We start from the raw sequence: 13,255 nt of genomic DNA, 5'->3' as shown, positions 1-13,255 counted from the left end.
CACAACTTTCACTAGTATAAACAGAGAGCTTAATCATGCCAACAAATAAGAATAAACTCATAGCTTTCAATGACTTAGAACGGCTGATAATAGAACCGGAGTTCTGCACCCTATGCGGTGCATGTGAAGCTGCATGTCCAATTCATGCGATAAAAGTGGATGAAAACAAACCAAACAGACTTTATGATTGCTCTGAACACTTGGATACTTGTCCAATCTGTTATGATATATGCCCACACACCGACGCACTTTTATACGAAACGTTAAGATTCGTTGTAGATGCGCCTTTCAGAAGAGAAAGCCTAGGCTATTATAGGAAAATTCTACTTGCACACGCTACCAATCCAACAATAAGAGAAGCCACAAAAAGCGGCGGCGTCATAAACGCCTTACTTAACTTTGCAATTAATCAAAAAATAATTGACAGCGCTATAGTTTCAAAAGTATCTCCCAGGCTAAGCATAAAAGTTAAGCCTTCAGTAAGCCTCGTGCCAGATGACACACTTTCTGTCGTAGACTCAAAAGTTGTACCCAGCGCGGTGGCAGAGGCTTTCGGTCGTGCAGTTTTTGAGCACGGCAGATTCCACATTGCTTTTGTTGGCGTTCCATGCCATGTTCTCGCGCTTCGAAAACTTGAAGCTTGGCAACATAAACTCATTGGCAGTTTAGAAATAACCATAGGGCTTTTTTGCCTCTGGACCTTTTCGCTAGGTCGACTGTTAGAGTATCTTCTGCAAGAACATAACATTGCAGCTAGCGAAATTCAAAATGTTGATTTGATAGAAGACAAATATGTAGTAACGACAGAGAACCATACAATTCGAATTCCACTGTCAGAAGTCAAACCTCATATCATGAACCGCTGTAAAACATGCACAGACTTTACCTCTGAGCTTGCAGACTTAAGTGTTGGCGGAGCAGCACCATTGAAAGACTGGTCTATAATAATTGTCAGAACTAAAAAAGGCGAAGAATTCTTAAAATTAGCTGTCGAAAAAGGCATCATAACAACAAAGGAAATAGAAACCGAACCAGAAACATTAGCACACTTAATCAATTTATCCACTCATAAAAGAAAAAATGCCATGCAAGAAACTAAAACTATGAAGAAGAAGGGGCTTCCGATCCCTTCAGCCACAGAATTTTCCATAAAACCCACAGCCATCGAAATCAACATGCTTCAAGAAATGAAAGTAGAACAAATAATGACAAAAAATGTCGTGACACTGACACCAGCTATGACGGTTAACGAACTTTTCGACAAAATAGCTGAACACCACCACATCGGCTTTCCAATAATAAACGAATCCAATAAACTCGCTGGAATTGTCACTTTGCAAGATGCTATGAAAGTTGCTAAACAAAAGCGAAACAATGTTTCTCTTGGAGAAATTTGCACAAAAAATTTGATCACAGCTTTTCCAGAAGACTCCCTTGCGGAAGCTTTTGAAAAAATGAATAAACACAACATCGGACGGTTACTTGTTGTTGATAAAAATAACACGCACTTATTGCTTGGAATCGTAACAAGAAGCGACGTTATGCACGCCTTAAGAACAAGAGTTTAGTGTGAAAAGAATACTTGTTACTATGAATGATTTAGTGCTCGAACCCATTTGGGTTTAGGACCTTGAATGGGGCTGCCCGGATTTGAACCGGGGTCCTTCCCGCACATGGCAAACGCCAACACGCATAGAGAGCCCGAGTCTCCAAGCCTAGACCAAGCTAGCCGACAGCCCCGTGGATGGGTTGGCGGGCGAAAATAGAATTCTGGAAGATAAATTTAAAACATTCTCTCGGAAAGAAACGTGGGTGGGGTTTTGTTACTTTTTTCTTATGCTGCATTGGAGGACTTTTGGGCACACTAGGCATTCGTCTGGGATTGAGGCGTCTTTTGGGATAGCGTTTAAGAATCCAAAATAGTGGGCGCATTTAGCTGGTGAGTCGAAGACTTTTGGGTATTCTGTTGGTTTGACGCTGACGATTTTCATGTTTTCTACTATTATGTCTAGTTTTGAGTTGCAGTATGGGCATGCGTAGTAGCTTTGTCTGGGTATTGTGGATGAGTCTGTTAGGACTGTTGGTTTTTCGAATGTTTTTCCGCATCCTTTGTATGGGCATTTGAGTTTTTCGTCGTGTATGTGGAATGGAGGCATGACTCATCCTTCCGGAGTTTCTTCTGAAATGTATCTTTAATATTAATATTTAATAAATATTTCTGTTCAACCGCACAACGAAAATACACGAGCATAAAAGCCTCGGCCGGGCTTTGATCCCGGGGCCTACGGTTTACGAGACCGTCGCTCTACCGAGCTGAGCTACCGAGGCATCCGCAACTAATGAGGGAAACTGTTATTTTTAAGATGTTCGGAATAGCCTTTTCTAGGCAGGGTCTCCTATGAAAAGCTCCAATTTGTTGAACACTATTTTGGCAAGAACTTCCATTAGAAATTTTGACAAAAACAGGCATGTTCCAGAAGAAATTCTTAAACAGATTTTGTTTGCTGGAATTCGAGCGCCGTCTGCTGGAAACATTCAACCCAGAACATTCATAGTTGTAAAAGACGAAATAGTTAGAGAACAATTGTATGAACTTTGCGAGAATCAAACGTTTATGAAAGATGCTCCAGTGTGGGTTGTAGTATGTCTTGATCTTCATCGGCATTTAAAAGCTGCAAAACTAACCGGAGTGAACTACGATTTTACTGGCATTCTTCCCTTCACTTTCGGAGTTTTGGACGCCGCTTTAGCGCTTGAAAACATGGTTATCGCCGCAGAAGCTTTGGGTCTCGGCAGCGTGATAATCGGGTCAGTTATTGAGCACCCGCAGAGAGTTAAGGAAATTTTGAAGTTGCCAGAACATTGTTTGGCGCTTAGCATTTTGTGCGTGGGTTATCCGGTGAGAAAGCTTGGGATAAGGGGAAAATGGAGTTTTGATGTGATAGTTTGTGAGGACAGTTATAGGGATATAGATGCAAAGGATGTTTCAGATTACTGGAGAGAGTTCATGTCCAACGACTTGAAACGCCGTGGAGAAGAGTTAACGAAAGAGGAGTTTGAAAAACTCCTTACGGAAAGAAACTATGGAAAATCATATTCAAGGCATTACAAAGAAGAATTTGTGAAGAGTACGAATGAGAAGTTAATGAATTTTCTTAAGGCACAAGGCTTCATAAAAGAATAGGGAGTTTTGAAAAGTGTCACATAAGTACATATCAGTTTGTGTATGGAGACTAGAAAAGCGTTCCGCATTTCATAGCTGTTCCGAGATTTGCTGAGAATATTTAAGACAACAGCTTTCTATTCACTAATACAAAGGTGTAGGGGTTTGGACGACTTAAAAGCGATTGGAGAGAGAAAAATAATCGAGTTAATTCTAGACCAGCTGGAGAAAATGCCCAAGATGCCTATTCCTTTTGGCGATGACGTCTCCGCATATCCGCTAAGCAACGAGCAACTCTTAATTTTGAAAACAGACATGCTGGTAGACAAAACTGATGTGCCGCTGGGAATGAGTCTTTGGCAAGCGGCACGAAAAGCTGTTATTATGAATATTAGCGATTTCGCCGCAAAAGGTGTGGAACCAAAGGTTATTCTTGTTTCGCTTGGACTGCCCCCGAAACTTGCCGAGAACGACATAGAAGAAATTGGGGCTGGACTTAATGCTGGCGCACGCGAGTACGGCGCATTTATCATTGGAGGAGACACAAACGAGGCTTCAGACGTGATAATCAGTCTCTCAGTTTTTGGAATTGCAGAAAAGGAAAGTGTTATGTTGCGGAGTGGAGCAGAACCTGGAGACCTTGTGGCGGTTACTGGGTTTTTCGGTAAAACTTCTGCTGGTTTGAAGATTCTACTTAACAATCTTGCGGCACCGAGGAAAATTCGTGAGGCTCTTGTTGGAGCGGTTTTGATGCCGCATGCACGATTAAAAGAAGGATTAGCGTTAAGTCGGACAAGGGCGGTTACGGCGGCTATTGATTCAAGCGACGGCTTAGCTTGGAGTTTGCATGAAATTTCAAGGACAAGCAATGTTGGCTTTTTGATAAGCAAGCTTCCAGTAGCCAAAGAAGTGGAAAAGTTTGCGGAAACCAGCAAGCTTGACTTGTTAGATTTGACGCTTTACGGTGGAGAAGAATACGAGCTTGTCTTGACGGTAAAGCCTACGCTTTGGGGTCGAGCAGAAAAAGCTGTTGAGAAGGTTGGTGGAAAGCTTTTGCAAATTGGAAAGGTGACAGCTGAAAAGAGAATTATTTTGGAAATTAACGGAAAAAGGCATGTTATTGAGCCGCGAGGTTGGGAGCACTTTAGAAAAAGTAATGTTTAAGTCAGAATTAAGCCATATTAATTAAATTGAAGGCTAATGCCAGATTTAACTAGTTACCCAACTGTTCGCAAAGCACTTTTTTATGAAAAACTCCATGATGATGCTGTCAGATGTAGCCTCTGCGAAAGAAAGTGTGAGATTCGCCTCGGCTCGAAAGGTTTCTGCAGAACCCGAATGAACATCGATGGAGAGTTATTCACGCTTGTTTATGGCGACGTAAGTGCAGTTGAGAGCCGTCCAATAGAAATCAAGCCTTTCTTTCATTATTGGCCAGGGTCGACAGCCCTCACTTTTTCAACATGGTCTTGTAATTTGAATTGTGTTTGGTGTCAAAATTTTCACTTGTCAAAGTTGGAGCCAGACCCTGCTAAAGCGGTTTTTTATTCGCCGGAGAAAATGGTTGAGTTAGCCATTTATAATGGTGATGTTGGTTTGTGTGCAAGTTTTCAAGAGCCAACGCTTCTTTCTGAGTGGATGATTCCGCTTTTTAAATATGGTAAAGAAAAGGGCGTAAAATATTGTTGTTATGTTTCAAATGGTTACATGACGCTAGAGGCTCTGAAGGCGCTTTCTGAAGCGGGGTTGGATGGACTAAAAATCGACATAAAAGGCGATGCTAAGGTTTATGAGAAATATTGCGGAGGCGCAGAAGTAGATAAGATTTGGAGAAATGCGCGAGAAGCCAAAAAGTTAGGGTTGCATGTTGAAATTGTTAATTTGGTTGTTAGAGACGTTAATGATGACGACGTGAGTTTGCAGTGGGTTATTGAGAGGCATTTAAAAGAGGTTGGCGCTGAAACACCCTTGCATTTTACGCGTTATTTCCCTGCTTACAAGTTTGATAATCCGCCGACAAAAGTTGAGATTTTGGAGAAAGCTTATGAATTGGCGAAGAAGGCTGGCGTGCTTTATCCTTACATTGGCAATGTTGGTGGGCATAGGTACGAAAATACTTATTGTCCTAACTGCGGAGAGAAGCTTATTCAGAGATATGAATACTATGTGTTGCAGTACAAAATTACCAAAGAAAAGAAATGTCCCAAATGCGCAACTTTTATTCCGATAACGGGGGAATACTGCGGTAAACAAGAGCGCCCCGCGTATCTTTTATGACTTTTCAAGTGTCTCTTTCAATCTGAAGTGGAGTAGTGCGCCGACGATTCTGCCGCCCATAGAGACCATGTAAACGATTTGCAACCCAACGACTAAACCAAAAATGCTAACTGTATACGCGGATAGGTATCCGCCGAGTAATGACCCAAAAAAGGTTGTTACACCTATCACTAGGTTGAATACTGCAGTGAAGCTTCCCCGGTGTTCTTCCGGCGATATGTCTAAAAGATAAGCGGTGACTGCAGCATTTCCAAGTGCCATGGTTATTCCCCAGAAGGCTCCTACAACTATTAATGCTTCTATGCTAGGCACGAAAGCGTAGGCAAGTGGCACTGTTATGAGGGTTAATCTGAATATTAGCAGGGCGGGTTTTCTTCCAATAGTGTCTGTTACTTTTCCAGCCCAACCTTGAAAGGCTATGGTTACTACGGATTGCACGACTGAAAGCAGCGCTATGTGTAGCATTGTGGCGTTTAAAACATCTACCTGTGTTCTTGCGATTAGCGGCCAGCAGATTGACATGAAAAATTCGAAGACGCCTACTACGTAGCAGTATTTTACAAACTGCGGGTTTCTCTTTGTATATCTTAAAGTGTTAAGAAACTCTGACGTGAATTGTCTTCGTAAGTTCAGTTTTTCGCCGTTTTTCTTTTCTTTTATTCGAAGCATTGCCACGCATGAAATTATGCCGCAGGTAGTTGCAATAAGCAAGGGTACAAACATCATTTCTTGAGGAGAACCGCCAACGCTAAGCATTACAATTCCAGAGGCGACTGTTGCAATTACGCTACCTATTGATGCCCAGAGGTTTATTGAAGCGTTTGCTCTTCCGAGTTTGGCTGATGGCACCAGATCGCCTATTAGGGCGGTCCATGCTGGCGTTGCCATCGAACCGATTAGGGCTTGTATTGCGATTAGTAGAATTAGCTGGGTTGCGTTTGTTACGAATATCATTGGTATCCATAAGGTGGACATTATGAGGGTGCCGGCGATTATGAAGGGTATTCGGCGTTTGATGCGGTCGCTTAGGCGTCCCCAGAAGACTTGCATTACGTTGTTTGAGATGTTTGAGGCTGATTGGAACCATCCCATGTCTGATTCTGAAGCGCCAAGTTTTATGGCGTATGCTCCCATGAAAGGGTTGACCATTCCAGCGCCGAGGGAATTCACTACAGAACGTGCATAAAGTGGCTTGAGGCTTACTTCTTTTTGCTCCGGCTGACTTTTTTCGTTTTCCACGTGTGCCTCACGTTTGCGGGTTTATGTTCAGATTTTTCATTAAGCGTGGGTGGTTGCTTAAAAGCGCATCGTGCATTTTGTGTTAGAGTTATGTTTTTAACTATGTTTCGCTGCAGAGATTTTCGTGACTTATTATTCTTTAAAACCGCATGTTTTATGTTGGTTTTTGTGTTTTTCAAGGAAAAATTTTTATTAAAGAGATATTGTCTCCTTTTCAATCTCGTATCGGAATGCAAAATTTTGGGTGGAAGTTTCTTCTATTTGTGTTTCTTTTTGGTTTTCGGTTTTTTGTGTTTTTTGGATACAATTACTGGCTGGGGTGACTGATTTAGTTGCAGTATTCGGGCATTTGGATAGGCCTTTTGAATTTCCTTTTTCAGTTGGTTCATGTTCACGTTTCCGTAGGTTTTTATGCTAACTATTGGGTTTTCGTTTTCGTCGTATTTTACTTGGAGTGTGTAGCCTGCGCCGAGTTCGACCTGGGTTGGTTCAAGGAGAAAGCCATGTTCTTCTGTGTCAACTTCGGTTATGTTTTCTGTTGGGCGTTTTTGTTTGTGTTCTGCCATGTGGGTCACTTCGGTTTAAGAAAAGGTGGGTGTTGAGATTAAAGGGTTGTTGTGTTGTGATATGGATTGTGCATATTTACTTAATGTATCATCATTTTTTCCTCGTATTTTCTTAGGTATTCTGCGGCTTCTGTCATGTCCATGAAGAGGTCGTCTACGCGTTGCACATCTTCAACTGTGACTTTGTCTTTTTTGGCTGTTTTGGCATTTTGTGCGGCTAAGCTTAGGAGTTGGACTGCATAGCGTAGTGAGCTTTTGGCTCCGACTTCTGCGAGTTTTTCTAGCGCGTTTTTGTCAAGTTTGATTTTTTCTTCCCCAGAGCGTATGCGAAGTATTTCTTTTACGCTTTCTGTGTCGTAGGGTTGAGTTGCGATTATGACTGAGCGGTCTATTAGGTCTACAGGGAATCCTAGTGGGCTTTTTATGTCTGTTCCGCGAATTCTGGCTATGCCGCGGTTTGTTGCGAGTATTATGATTGGGACGAGTTCGCTTTCCATGGCTCTTCCGAGAAAGCTGAAGGCTTCTAAATCTAGCAAGTGAGAGTCGTCGATGAAGAGTACGCCTGGGTGGATGTAGGCTTTGCCGTTGTCTACCCATTCTTTGACTTGCTGGTCTACTGCCATGCGGATTTCAGTGTCGATTTCTTTTGATTCCGAGCCGCCGAAGAACAGCGAGAAGAATCCGCCTTGGCGTTGTCTGGCGTTTAGTTCGTCTAAATCTGCTAATGTCAGCATGTAAACGAATTCTTTTTCTTTTAGGACTTTGCCGTTGGGACGTGGAATCTTGCGTGTTGTGTCTACGTCATAGGTTTTTCCTTTTGTGCTTTCCATGCTTAATCCTAGATTGGCTACTCGCCCTGTTTCAGCATCTATTTGGATGACATTGCCTTCTGTTATGCCTTCTTGAATTATTTGTTGAGCGATTTGGGCGCCGGCTTCGATAGATTTTTCTTCTTCTGTCGTGCGTAATGTTAGACGTACACTTTCTGGAATTTTTTGGTATGGGTTGTATGGATGTGGAGCGGTTTTTATATCTACGGTTGTGAGTTCGCCTTCGTAGACCTTGCGCATTTCGTGGATTTCTATGCCTATGCATTTGCGGATGGCTTCGATGAGGATTTCGGTTTTTTTGCGTTCGCTGCTGTAGACTTCGCTTCCACTCATTTGGATGAATGGCACGTTAGCGCCTAGTTCGCGTGATATGGCGACTGCTATGGCTGTTTTTCCTGTGCCTGGCGGTCCTGCGATGATTATGGATTTTCCGCTGAGTTTGCCTTCTTTTATCATTTTTACGACTAGTCCTGCGGCTTCTCGTGCTTTTTCCTGTCCGACCATGCCGTCTTTTACTTTGATTGCTTGTAGGTTTTCGTCTAATCCTAAGCCTTTGATGTGTGTGTGAGCACCTATGCGTTCAAATCGTGTTGTGGGTGTTGTAGGAATTTCTCTTATTGAAGCCATGGTGTGGTTTCACCTCGTCTTATTTTGTGTTTGATGTTGTAGATGGTATTGAAAATTTTTCTCTGATATAAATTTCACTTTTGTTTTTTGTCGAGTATGTAGTTTATTATTGTTATGCATGAGGCTGCGAGATAGGGTGTTTTTCCAAGGCTGATTTTTTCTCCGTAGCGTAGAGCGAAACCTTCTACCCTTTTTGGTAAGCCTACGTGGTCGCCGAGTACGAAGACCGGGTTATCGTTGATTTCTGTTTCGTCTATTGGTCTGCCGCCTTCTTCGAGAACGTAAATTTGTGCTTGTGTGGCTTTGGTTTTTAGTAGCGTCTCGAAGCTTGCTTTTGTTAGGCTTGTCCCCGGATGTGGTTTACCCGATAAGACTTTTTTGAGGATTTGCGTCCATGTTTGCTGGTCTGTACGTACATCATGCAGCGTTAAGCCGTCAATTTTTAGATGTTGAGGCGGATTTGGCGGACCGTTTAATATAGCGTGGAAGAGCGTGTCTTTGCGGATAGCGTGAGAAAGAAAAAGAGAAGCGATTATGCATTCGTAAACTATGTCTAAACGTCCAGCGCTGTGCAGGTTTGTCCAGTTTGAGTCTGTCCTGCCTAAACGGGAGTATAAGATGAATTCTCGCAATTGGGCTCCTCTCTTCTTTAAGTATTAGCTGCTGATGTAGATTTAAATATCATTAAAACATAAAGCAACTGCGATAAGTCTAATGTCAAATTTGTTTTTGTGTAGTTTGAAGGTGAGCATTTATCTTTCTGTACATGTCGTGTTTGTTTGGACAAATATACCTCGTAAATCCTTCAAATGCGTTGAAACCTGCACAGTGTCTGAGAGTGTTACAACTCTAAAAGATATTGCGTAGGTGCCGTTACCATAATCTGTTATAGAAAGATTGTTTGATGAGTCAATGGGCATCCAAATTCCAAGGTTCTCATAAAACAATGTTATGTTTTGGGCTAAAGCTGGTTCGCCTTCATTATACATGTTACAGGTTAGATTCACCATTTTTTCTATCCCAAGAGCCATATAATAGCCACTAACAGTGATAGTGGTCGTCACGTTCACAGCGTAATTTACAGTGGAGTTCGTTGCAACATCATAGGCTCTTAATGTGAAGTCTGTGTAAGCACTGGAAACGCCTACGTCATTTGTATCCCACGAAAGCCAAACACCAGAATCATATGTTGAATCATCGAGAACAATGAAGCTCAATTGCCAAATTCCAAACTGTGTTAGATTTCTCAAGCTCTGTGAAAGTTCATTTAGATTTGTTACCAGCAGCGTTTTTTCTCCACCATTCGAAATGTTCGCGAGAGAGCTTATCAGTGCATTTCGTGTGGTCTGTTTTATGGCTAAAATGGAATCACTGATTGGATAGTTATATGTGCCGTTTGTTTCCTTGCCAAGCTCATAAACGTAAGTCGTAGTTGCAGAGATGAGTATGGCTATTGCCAGAGCTGCCACTATGAGAAGCTGCGCCGAACTGTTTGACCTAAATCTTCTGTCTTTTCTTTTCATTTCACGAAGCCACCGTCAAGTGCAAATGAATTATGTAACATTTGAAAACTAACCCTTGGCTTACACAGAGGTATTCTACGAAAGCTATTTCTTGACTGTTGAAAGCGCCATTGGAGATGACGGCTGTATTAACTTGTTGCATCTGTGAGTTGTAAACTGTCAAGTTAAATGATATCCCAGCTGGCAAAACAAGGTTAAGCGTGTCTCGCAAGGCAGTCCAGTTTCCGTCATCTATGTATTTTCCGAGGCTCCCATCAGAGTCCAACTTCATTAGCGCCTGCAATCCAGCATAGCTTAAATCATCACGTTTGGTTGTATTCCGTATCGTTGTGAGATTTGCTGAAACAGCAAACGAAGAGAAGATTATAAGCACAGCCAAGAAAGCTTCGATTATTCTAATTTGTCCCTTATTTTGGCTTCTCATTCTTTCGGACCCCCAAGCCAAAAAGTGCATTTGTAAATCCCAGAATCTATTGTGACGGTGTATATGTAAACGAAAACGTTGGAGATAACCAGCGAATTTGAAAAGTTTGCACCAATTTGAAGAGGAATTTGTGGGTAAGCAACCCATTCCGCAAAGAAGTCAGTCAAATTCTGTCCTGTTACGATGAGCACTGTTGGGCTTGAATCGCGAAATTGCGGAATTTGGAATGTCGCAGATTGGTTGCCGCTTGCAATCTGTGTTAGTGTCGAGTTATAATCAAAGGTTAGGGCGTAAGCGTCTGACAAAACAGTTTCTGGATAAACAAATGACGCATTCAAAAAATAGTTTAGAGGACTAAGCCTAAGAAAAGTGCCTTCAGAATTCGGTTTTGAAGAGTTGTTCGCAAAAGCATATACACCGAAAGACGCTATTTGACTATCGCATTTGGCTTTGGCGAAAACAACGAAAAGTGCTGGTCCTTCCACAGCGTTTGAGAGAGTTACATTTAAGCTGGCTCTGCCATTAGACGCACACACGTTGGTTGCTTCCAAATAATTTTTCGCAATCACATAACCCTTCAAATCCGCTTGAACAGCGGCGCCTTGGTCTTCAGTCAAAACCTCAAACTGGTAAACAGTCTCATCAGTCCCGTTAAAAGTCGCTGTCAAGTTAATAGAAACTTCAAAGATTGGCTTTATCTCAATCTTAAAAGACACATCGGACATTTTAAGAGCCGTGAATATCTGCGCATAACTAAAAGCATAAAGGTTCTCACTGTTCAATCGTGAAACTTTGTCTATATCTAACTCATATGAGCCTTTTGCGTTGGCTTTAGCTAAGCCAAATATTTCTGGCATCATCTGAGGATTTCGTCCCCAATCTGATGGCGTCCCCGCATTCAAAAGTATATATCGTGAGATTTCCCTGAACCTTTCCCGAATATTCTGGTCCCCCACGTTGTTTATGTAGGGATACAACATTTTTGAAGTTCCAGCCATAGCTGAAAGCGCCAGAATAACCATTAGCGAACATGCAAAGAACGTGTCAATCGAAATCGCAGGCATTCTCTTTTCAATCCTCAATTTATTTTTGTTCTATTAACCGGAGACAGCGCTGTACATTCCGCCTAGTAGATTCTGCGAAAGCAAAAGCGAAACGTAAGCCGTAATTACAAGCATTACTGAATATTTGAAGCCCGCAGCAAATGTGCCCTCGTTCACTTTACCTACAAAGAATCCTGAAAGCCAACACTGCAATATTATGCCAATGGAGAAAAGGTTCACTTGCAACTGCATGACTCCAAGCGGCACTGATGCTGTAGCACCTGGAAGTGAAATGTTGGTCAAAGCGTAGACTGCCATTGCTACCATCGTTGTTGTTAAGGCTATGAGGACGCTCCATATGAACGCCAATATCACGTAAGGTCTCAGAAGCGACTTCTTGTTAGTTTCAACGTCCTTCTGTTTTTCGCTATAATCAGTCAATATTTCAAGCGCCGCTGCTGAACCGCCGCCAATTTTGATTGTCTCAACAAGTATCAAGAAGTTTACGAGCACGTGCCATGTTTGAATTTTCCTTTTGATGTTAACGAACACTTTTCTCAAGGACACGCCCCATTCCATCTGACTTCTTATTAGGCTTAGGGTTTCAGAGAATTTGCCGTAGCCAGAGCGTTTTGTTGCGTGGATTATGCTTTTTTCTGGTGAAAGCCCAATTTTTCTGGCTTCTGTTACGTCTCTGAGGAAATTTGGCATCGAGTTTTCAGCGTCATTGTTTACCTTGGATATTCTCATGTAGACTATTGTTGGAGGTAACGAAATTGCCAGTAAACAAAGTGTAGTGACGAGTGGAAATATTTCCGGACTTGTGAGGAATGCAAGTTGTGGCATGAAGTATAGTGCTGCTATAAAAGCGGAAACCGCTATTAACGGTATTATAGTCGCATAGTACGGCTGATTAACATTCACTAGGTTGCTTTTTCTCTCCGTATGCGCGATCATCATGAAAATTATTGAGATTATCGGTGTTACAAAGAATATCAGAACGCAGACAATTTCTGTAGACACGCCTGGTGTTCCACTCATTTTCATGGGTTCAAACACCGAAGTTGTTGCGAAGACGATGAAAAGTATGTAGGAGCACAATGTGACTATCAGCATTACTGCGTAGGCTTCTACTAAGGTGCCAAGTCTCTCTATTGAACGAATTGCAGAAGCGCTTTGAACTTCGAATATTGAACGCAACTTGCTTTTTAAATAGTTTACAACGCTTCCGCCGCTTCTCACAGACGAAACATAGCCTAACAAGAATTCACGGTAACTTTTCGATTTCGTTTTATGTGCTCGTTTATACATTACAGTTAAGGGGTCGTAACCCAGAACTTCAACTTGTCTAACAATTTCTTTGGCTTCTTTCTGAAAATTTGGCAACAAGTTCACGTTGCATAGTTTTTTCCAGCTATCGTAGATTGTTACTCCACTGGCGGATAATAGAGTGAATAGCAGTGCAGCGAAAGGTAATTCGCGGTTAAGTTCGCTTGTGTTCTCTTTGCTGTAAAGATTCAGCAACCAACCGAATATTTTTGGTCTTTTAATTAGAGTCTGCAA

13 protein-coding genes and 2 tRNA genes are annotated in these 13,255 nt (G+C 42.0%); 4 read left to right on the top strand and 11 right to left on the bottom strand.

All coding sequences use genetic code 11. From position 1 onward, the window contains the following. Positions 1-35: 35 nt before the first annotated feature. Complete coding sequence (locus tag HM003_06085) at positions 36-1,568, top strand: CBS domain-containing protein (GenBank protein MBX5328904.1); 1,533 nt, start codon at positions 36-38, stop codon at positions 1,566-1,568. 67 nt (positions 1,569-1,635) lie between these two features. Here the strand turns inward: HM003_06085 and HM003_06080 are convergent. From HM003_06080 to HM003_06070, 3 genes are all read right to left on the bottom strand, one after another. Next, positions 1,636-1,740 (bottom strand) — tRNA-Pro (locus HM003_06080). Between the two features lie 83 nt (positions 1,741-1,823). Beyond that, a complete protein-coding gene (locus HM003_06075; GenBank protein MBX5328903.1) occupies positions 1,824-2,156 on the bottom strand; it encodes a hypothetical protein in 333 nt (110 codons plus the stop codon). A gap of 98 nt (positions 2,157-2,254) precedes the next feature. Further along, a tRNA-Thr gene (locus HM003_06070) sits at positions 2,255-2,328 on the bottom strand. A gap of 70 nt (positions 2,329-2,398) precedes the next feature. Here HM003_06070 and HM003_06065 point away from each other — a divergent pair. The 3 genes from HM003_06065 to amrS all read left to right on the top strand — a co-directional run bounded on the left by HM003_06065 (position 2,399) and on the right by amrS (position 5,440). Continuing rightward, positions 2,399-3,184, top strand: a complete 786-nt coding sequence (locus HM003_06065) for a hypothetical protein (GenBank protein MBX5328902.1) — start codon at positions 2,399-2,401, stop codon at positions 3,182-3,184. A gap of 144 nt (positions 3,185-3,328) precedes the next feature. Then, entirely contained in the window at positions 3,329-4,327 is a 999-nt protein-coding gene (thiL, locus tag HM003_06060) for a thiamine-phosphate kinase (GenBank protein ID MBX5328901.1), read from the top strand. 36 nt (positions 4,328-4,363) lie between these two features. Beyond that, positions 4,364-5,440 carry an AmmeMemoRadiSam system radical SAM enzyme gene (amrS, locus tag HM003_06055; GenBank protein ID MBX5328900.1) on the top strand — a complete coding sequence of 359 codons (1,077 nt, stop codon included), beginning with the start codon at positions 4,364-4,366 and terminating at the stop codon, positions 5,438-5,440. Here amrS and HM003_06050 read toward each other — a convergent pair. The 8 genes from HM003_06050 to HM003_06015 all read right to left on the bottom strand — a co-directional run bounded on the left by HM003_06050 (position 5,435) and on the right by HM003_06015 (position 13,255). Beyond that, positions 5,435-6,679, bottom strand: a complete 1,245-nt coding sequence (locus tag HM003_06050) for an MFS transporter (GenBank protein MBX5328899.1) — start codon at positions 6,677-6,679, stop codon at positions 5,435-5,437. The genes amrS and HM003_06050 overlap by 6 nt on opposite strands. A gap of 257 nt (positions 6,680-6,936) precedes the next feature. Next, a complete protein-coding gene (locus tag HM003_06045) occupies positions 6,937-7,245 on the bottom strand; it encodes a hypothetical protein (GenBank protein ID MBX5328898.1) in 309 nt (102 codons plus the stop codon). A gap of 80 nt (positions 7,246-7,325) precedes the next feature. Next, positions 7,326-8,702, bottom strand: a complete 1,377-nt coding sequence (locus HM003_06040; GenBank protein ID MBX5328897.1) for an AAA family ATPase — start codon at positions 8,700-8,702, stop codon at positions 7,326-7,328. Between the two features lie 74 nt (positions 8,703-8,776). Further along, positions 8,777-9,334 (bottom strand): tRNA (pseudouridine(54)-N(1))-methyltransferase TrmY, encoded by a 558-nt coding sequence (locus HM003_06035; protein MBX5328896.1) that lies wholly within the window; start codon positions 9,332-9,334, stop codon positions 8,777-8,779. A 120-nt stretch (positions 9,335-9,454) separates the two neighbouring features. Next, positions 9,455-10,225, bottom strand: a complete 771-nt coding sequence (locus HM003_06030; GenBank protein MBX5328895.1) for a hypothetical protein — start codon at positions 10,223-10,225, stop codon at positions 9,455-9,457. Position 10,226: 1 nt separating this feature from the next. Further along, positions 10,227-10,649: a hypothetical protein gene (locus HM003_06025; GenBank protein ID MBX5328894.1), complete on the bottom strand. Its 423-nt coding sequence runs from the start codon at positions 10,647-10,649 to the stop codon at positions 10,227-10,229. Beyond that, positions 10,646-11,713, bottom strand: a complete 1,068-nt coding sequence (locus HM003_06020; protein MBX5328893.1) for a hypothetical protein — start codon at positions 11,711-11,713, stop codon at positions 10,646-10,648. The genes HM003_06025 and HM003_06020 overlap by 4 nt, the downstream gene beginning before the upstream one ends. A 33-nt stretch (positions 11,714-11,746) precedes the next feature. Further along, positions 11,747-13,255, bottom strand: a complete 1,509-nt coding sequence (locus HM003_06015) for a hypothetical protein (GenBank protein ID MBX5328892.1) — start codon at positions 13,253-13,255, stop codon at positions 11,747-11,749.

The organism is Candidatus Bathyarchaeota archaeon A05DMB-5, from assembly GCA_019685655.1.
GTDB lineage: Archaea > Thermoproteota > Bathyarchaeia > Bathyarchaeales > Bathycorpusculaceae > DSLH01.
This window is presented reverse-complemented; position numbering and strand designations above follow the sequence as displayed.

Coding starts and splice junctions, on each gene's coding strand:
- HM003_06020 (MBX5328893.1), bottom strand. CDS start 11,713: ATGCCTGCGATTTCGATTGACACGTTCTTTGCATGTTCGCTAATGGTT.
- amrS (MBX5328900.1), top strand. CDS start 4,364: ATGCCAGATTTAACTAGTTACCCAACTGTTCGCAAAGCACTTTTTTAT.
- HM003_06085 (MBX5328904.1), top strand. CDS start 36: ATGCCAACAAATAAGAATAAACTCATAGCTTTCAATGACTTAGAACGG.
- HM003_06025 (MBX5328894.1), bottom strand. CDS start 10,649: ATGAGAAGCCAAAATAAGGGACAAATTAGAATAATCGAAGCTTTCTTG.
- HM003_06045 (MBX5328898.1), bottom strand. CDS start 7,245: ATGGCAGAACACAAACAAAAACGCCCAACAGAAAACATAACCGAAGTT.
- HM003_06040 (MBX5328897.1), bottom strand. CDS start 8,702: ATGGCTTCAATAAGAGAAATTCCTACAACACCCACAACACGATTTGAA.
- HM003_06075 (MBX5328903.1), bottom strand. CDS start 2,156: ATGCCTCCATTCCACATACACGACGAAAAACTCAAATGCCCATACAAA.
- HM003_06065 (MBX5328902.1), top strand. CDS start 2,399: ATGAAAAGCTCCAATTTGTTGAACACTATTTTGGCAAGAACTTCCATT.
- HM003_06030 (MBX5328895.1), bottom strand. CDS start 10,225: ATGAAAAGAAAAGACAGAAGATTTAGGTCAAACAGTTCGGCGCAGCTT.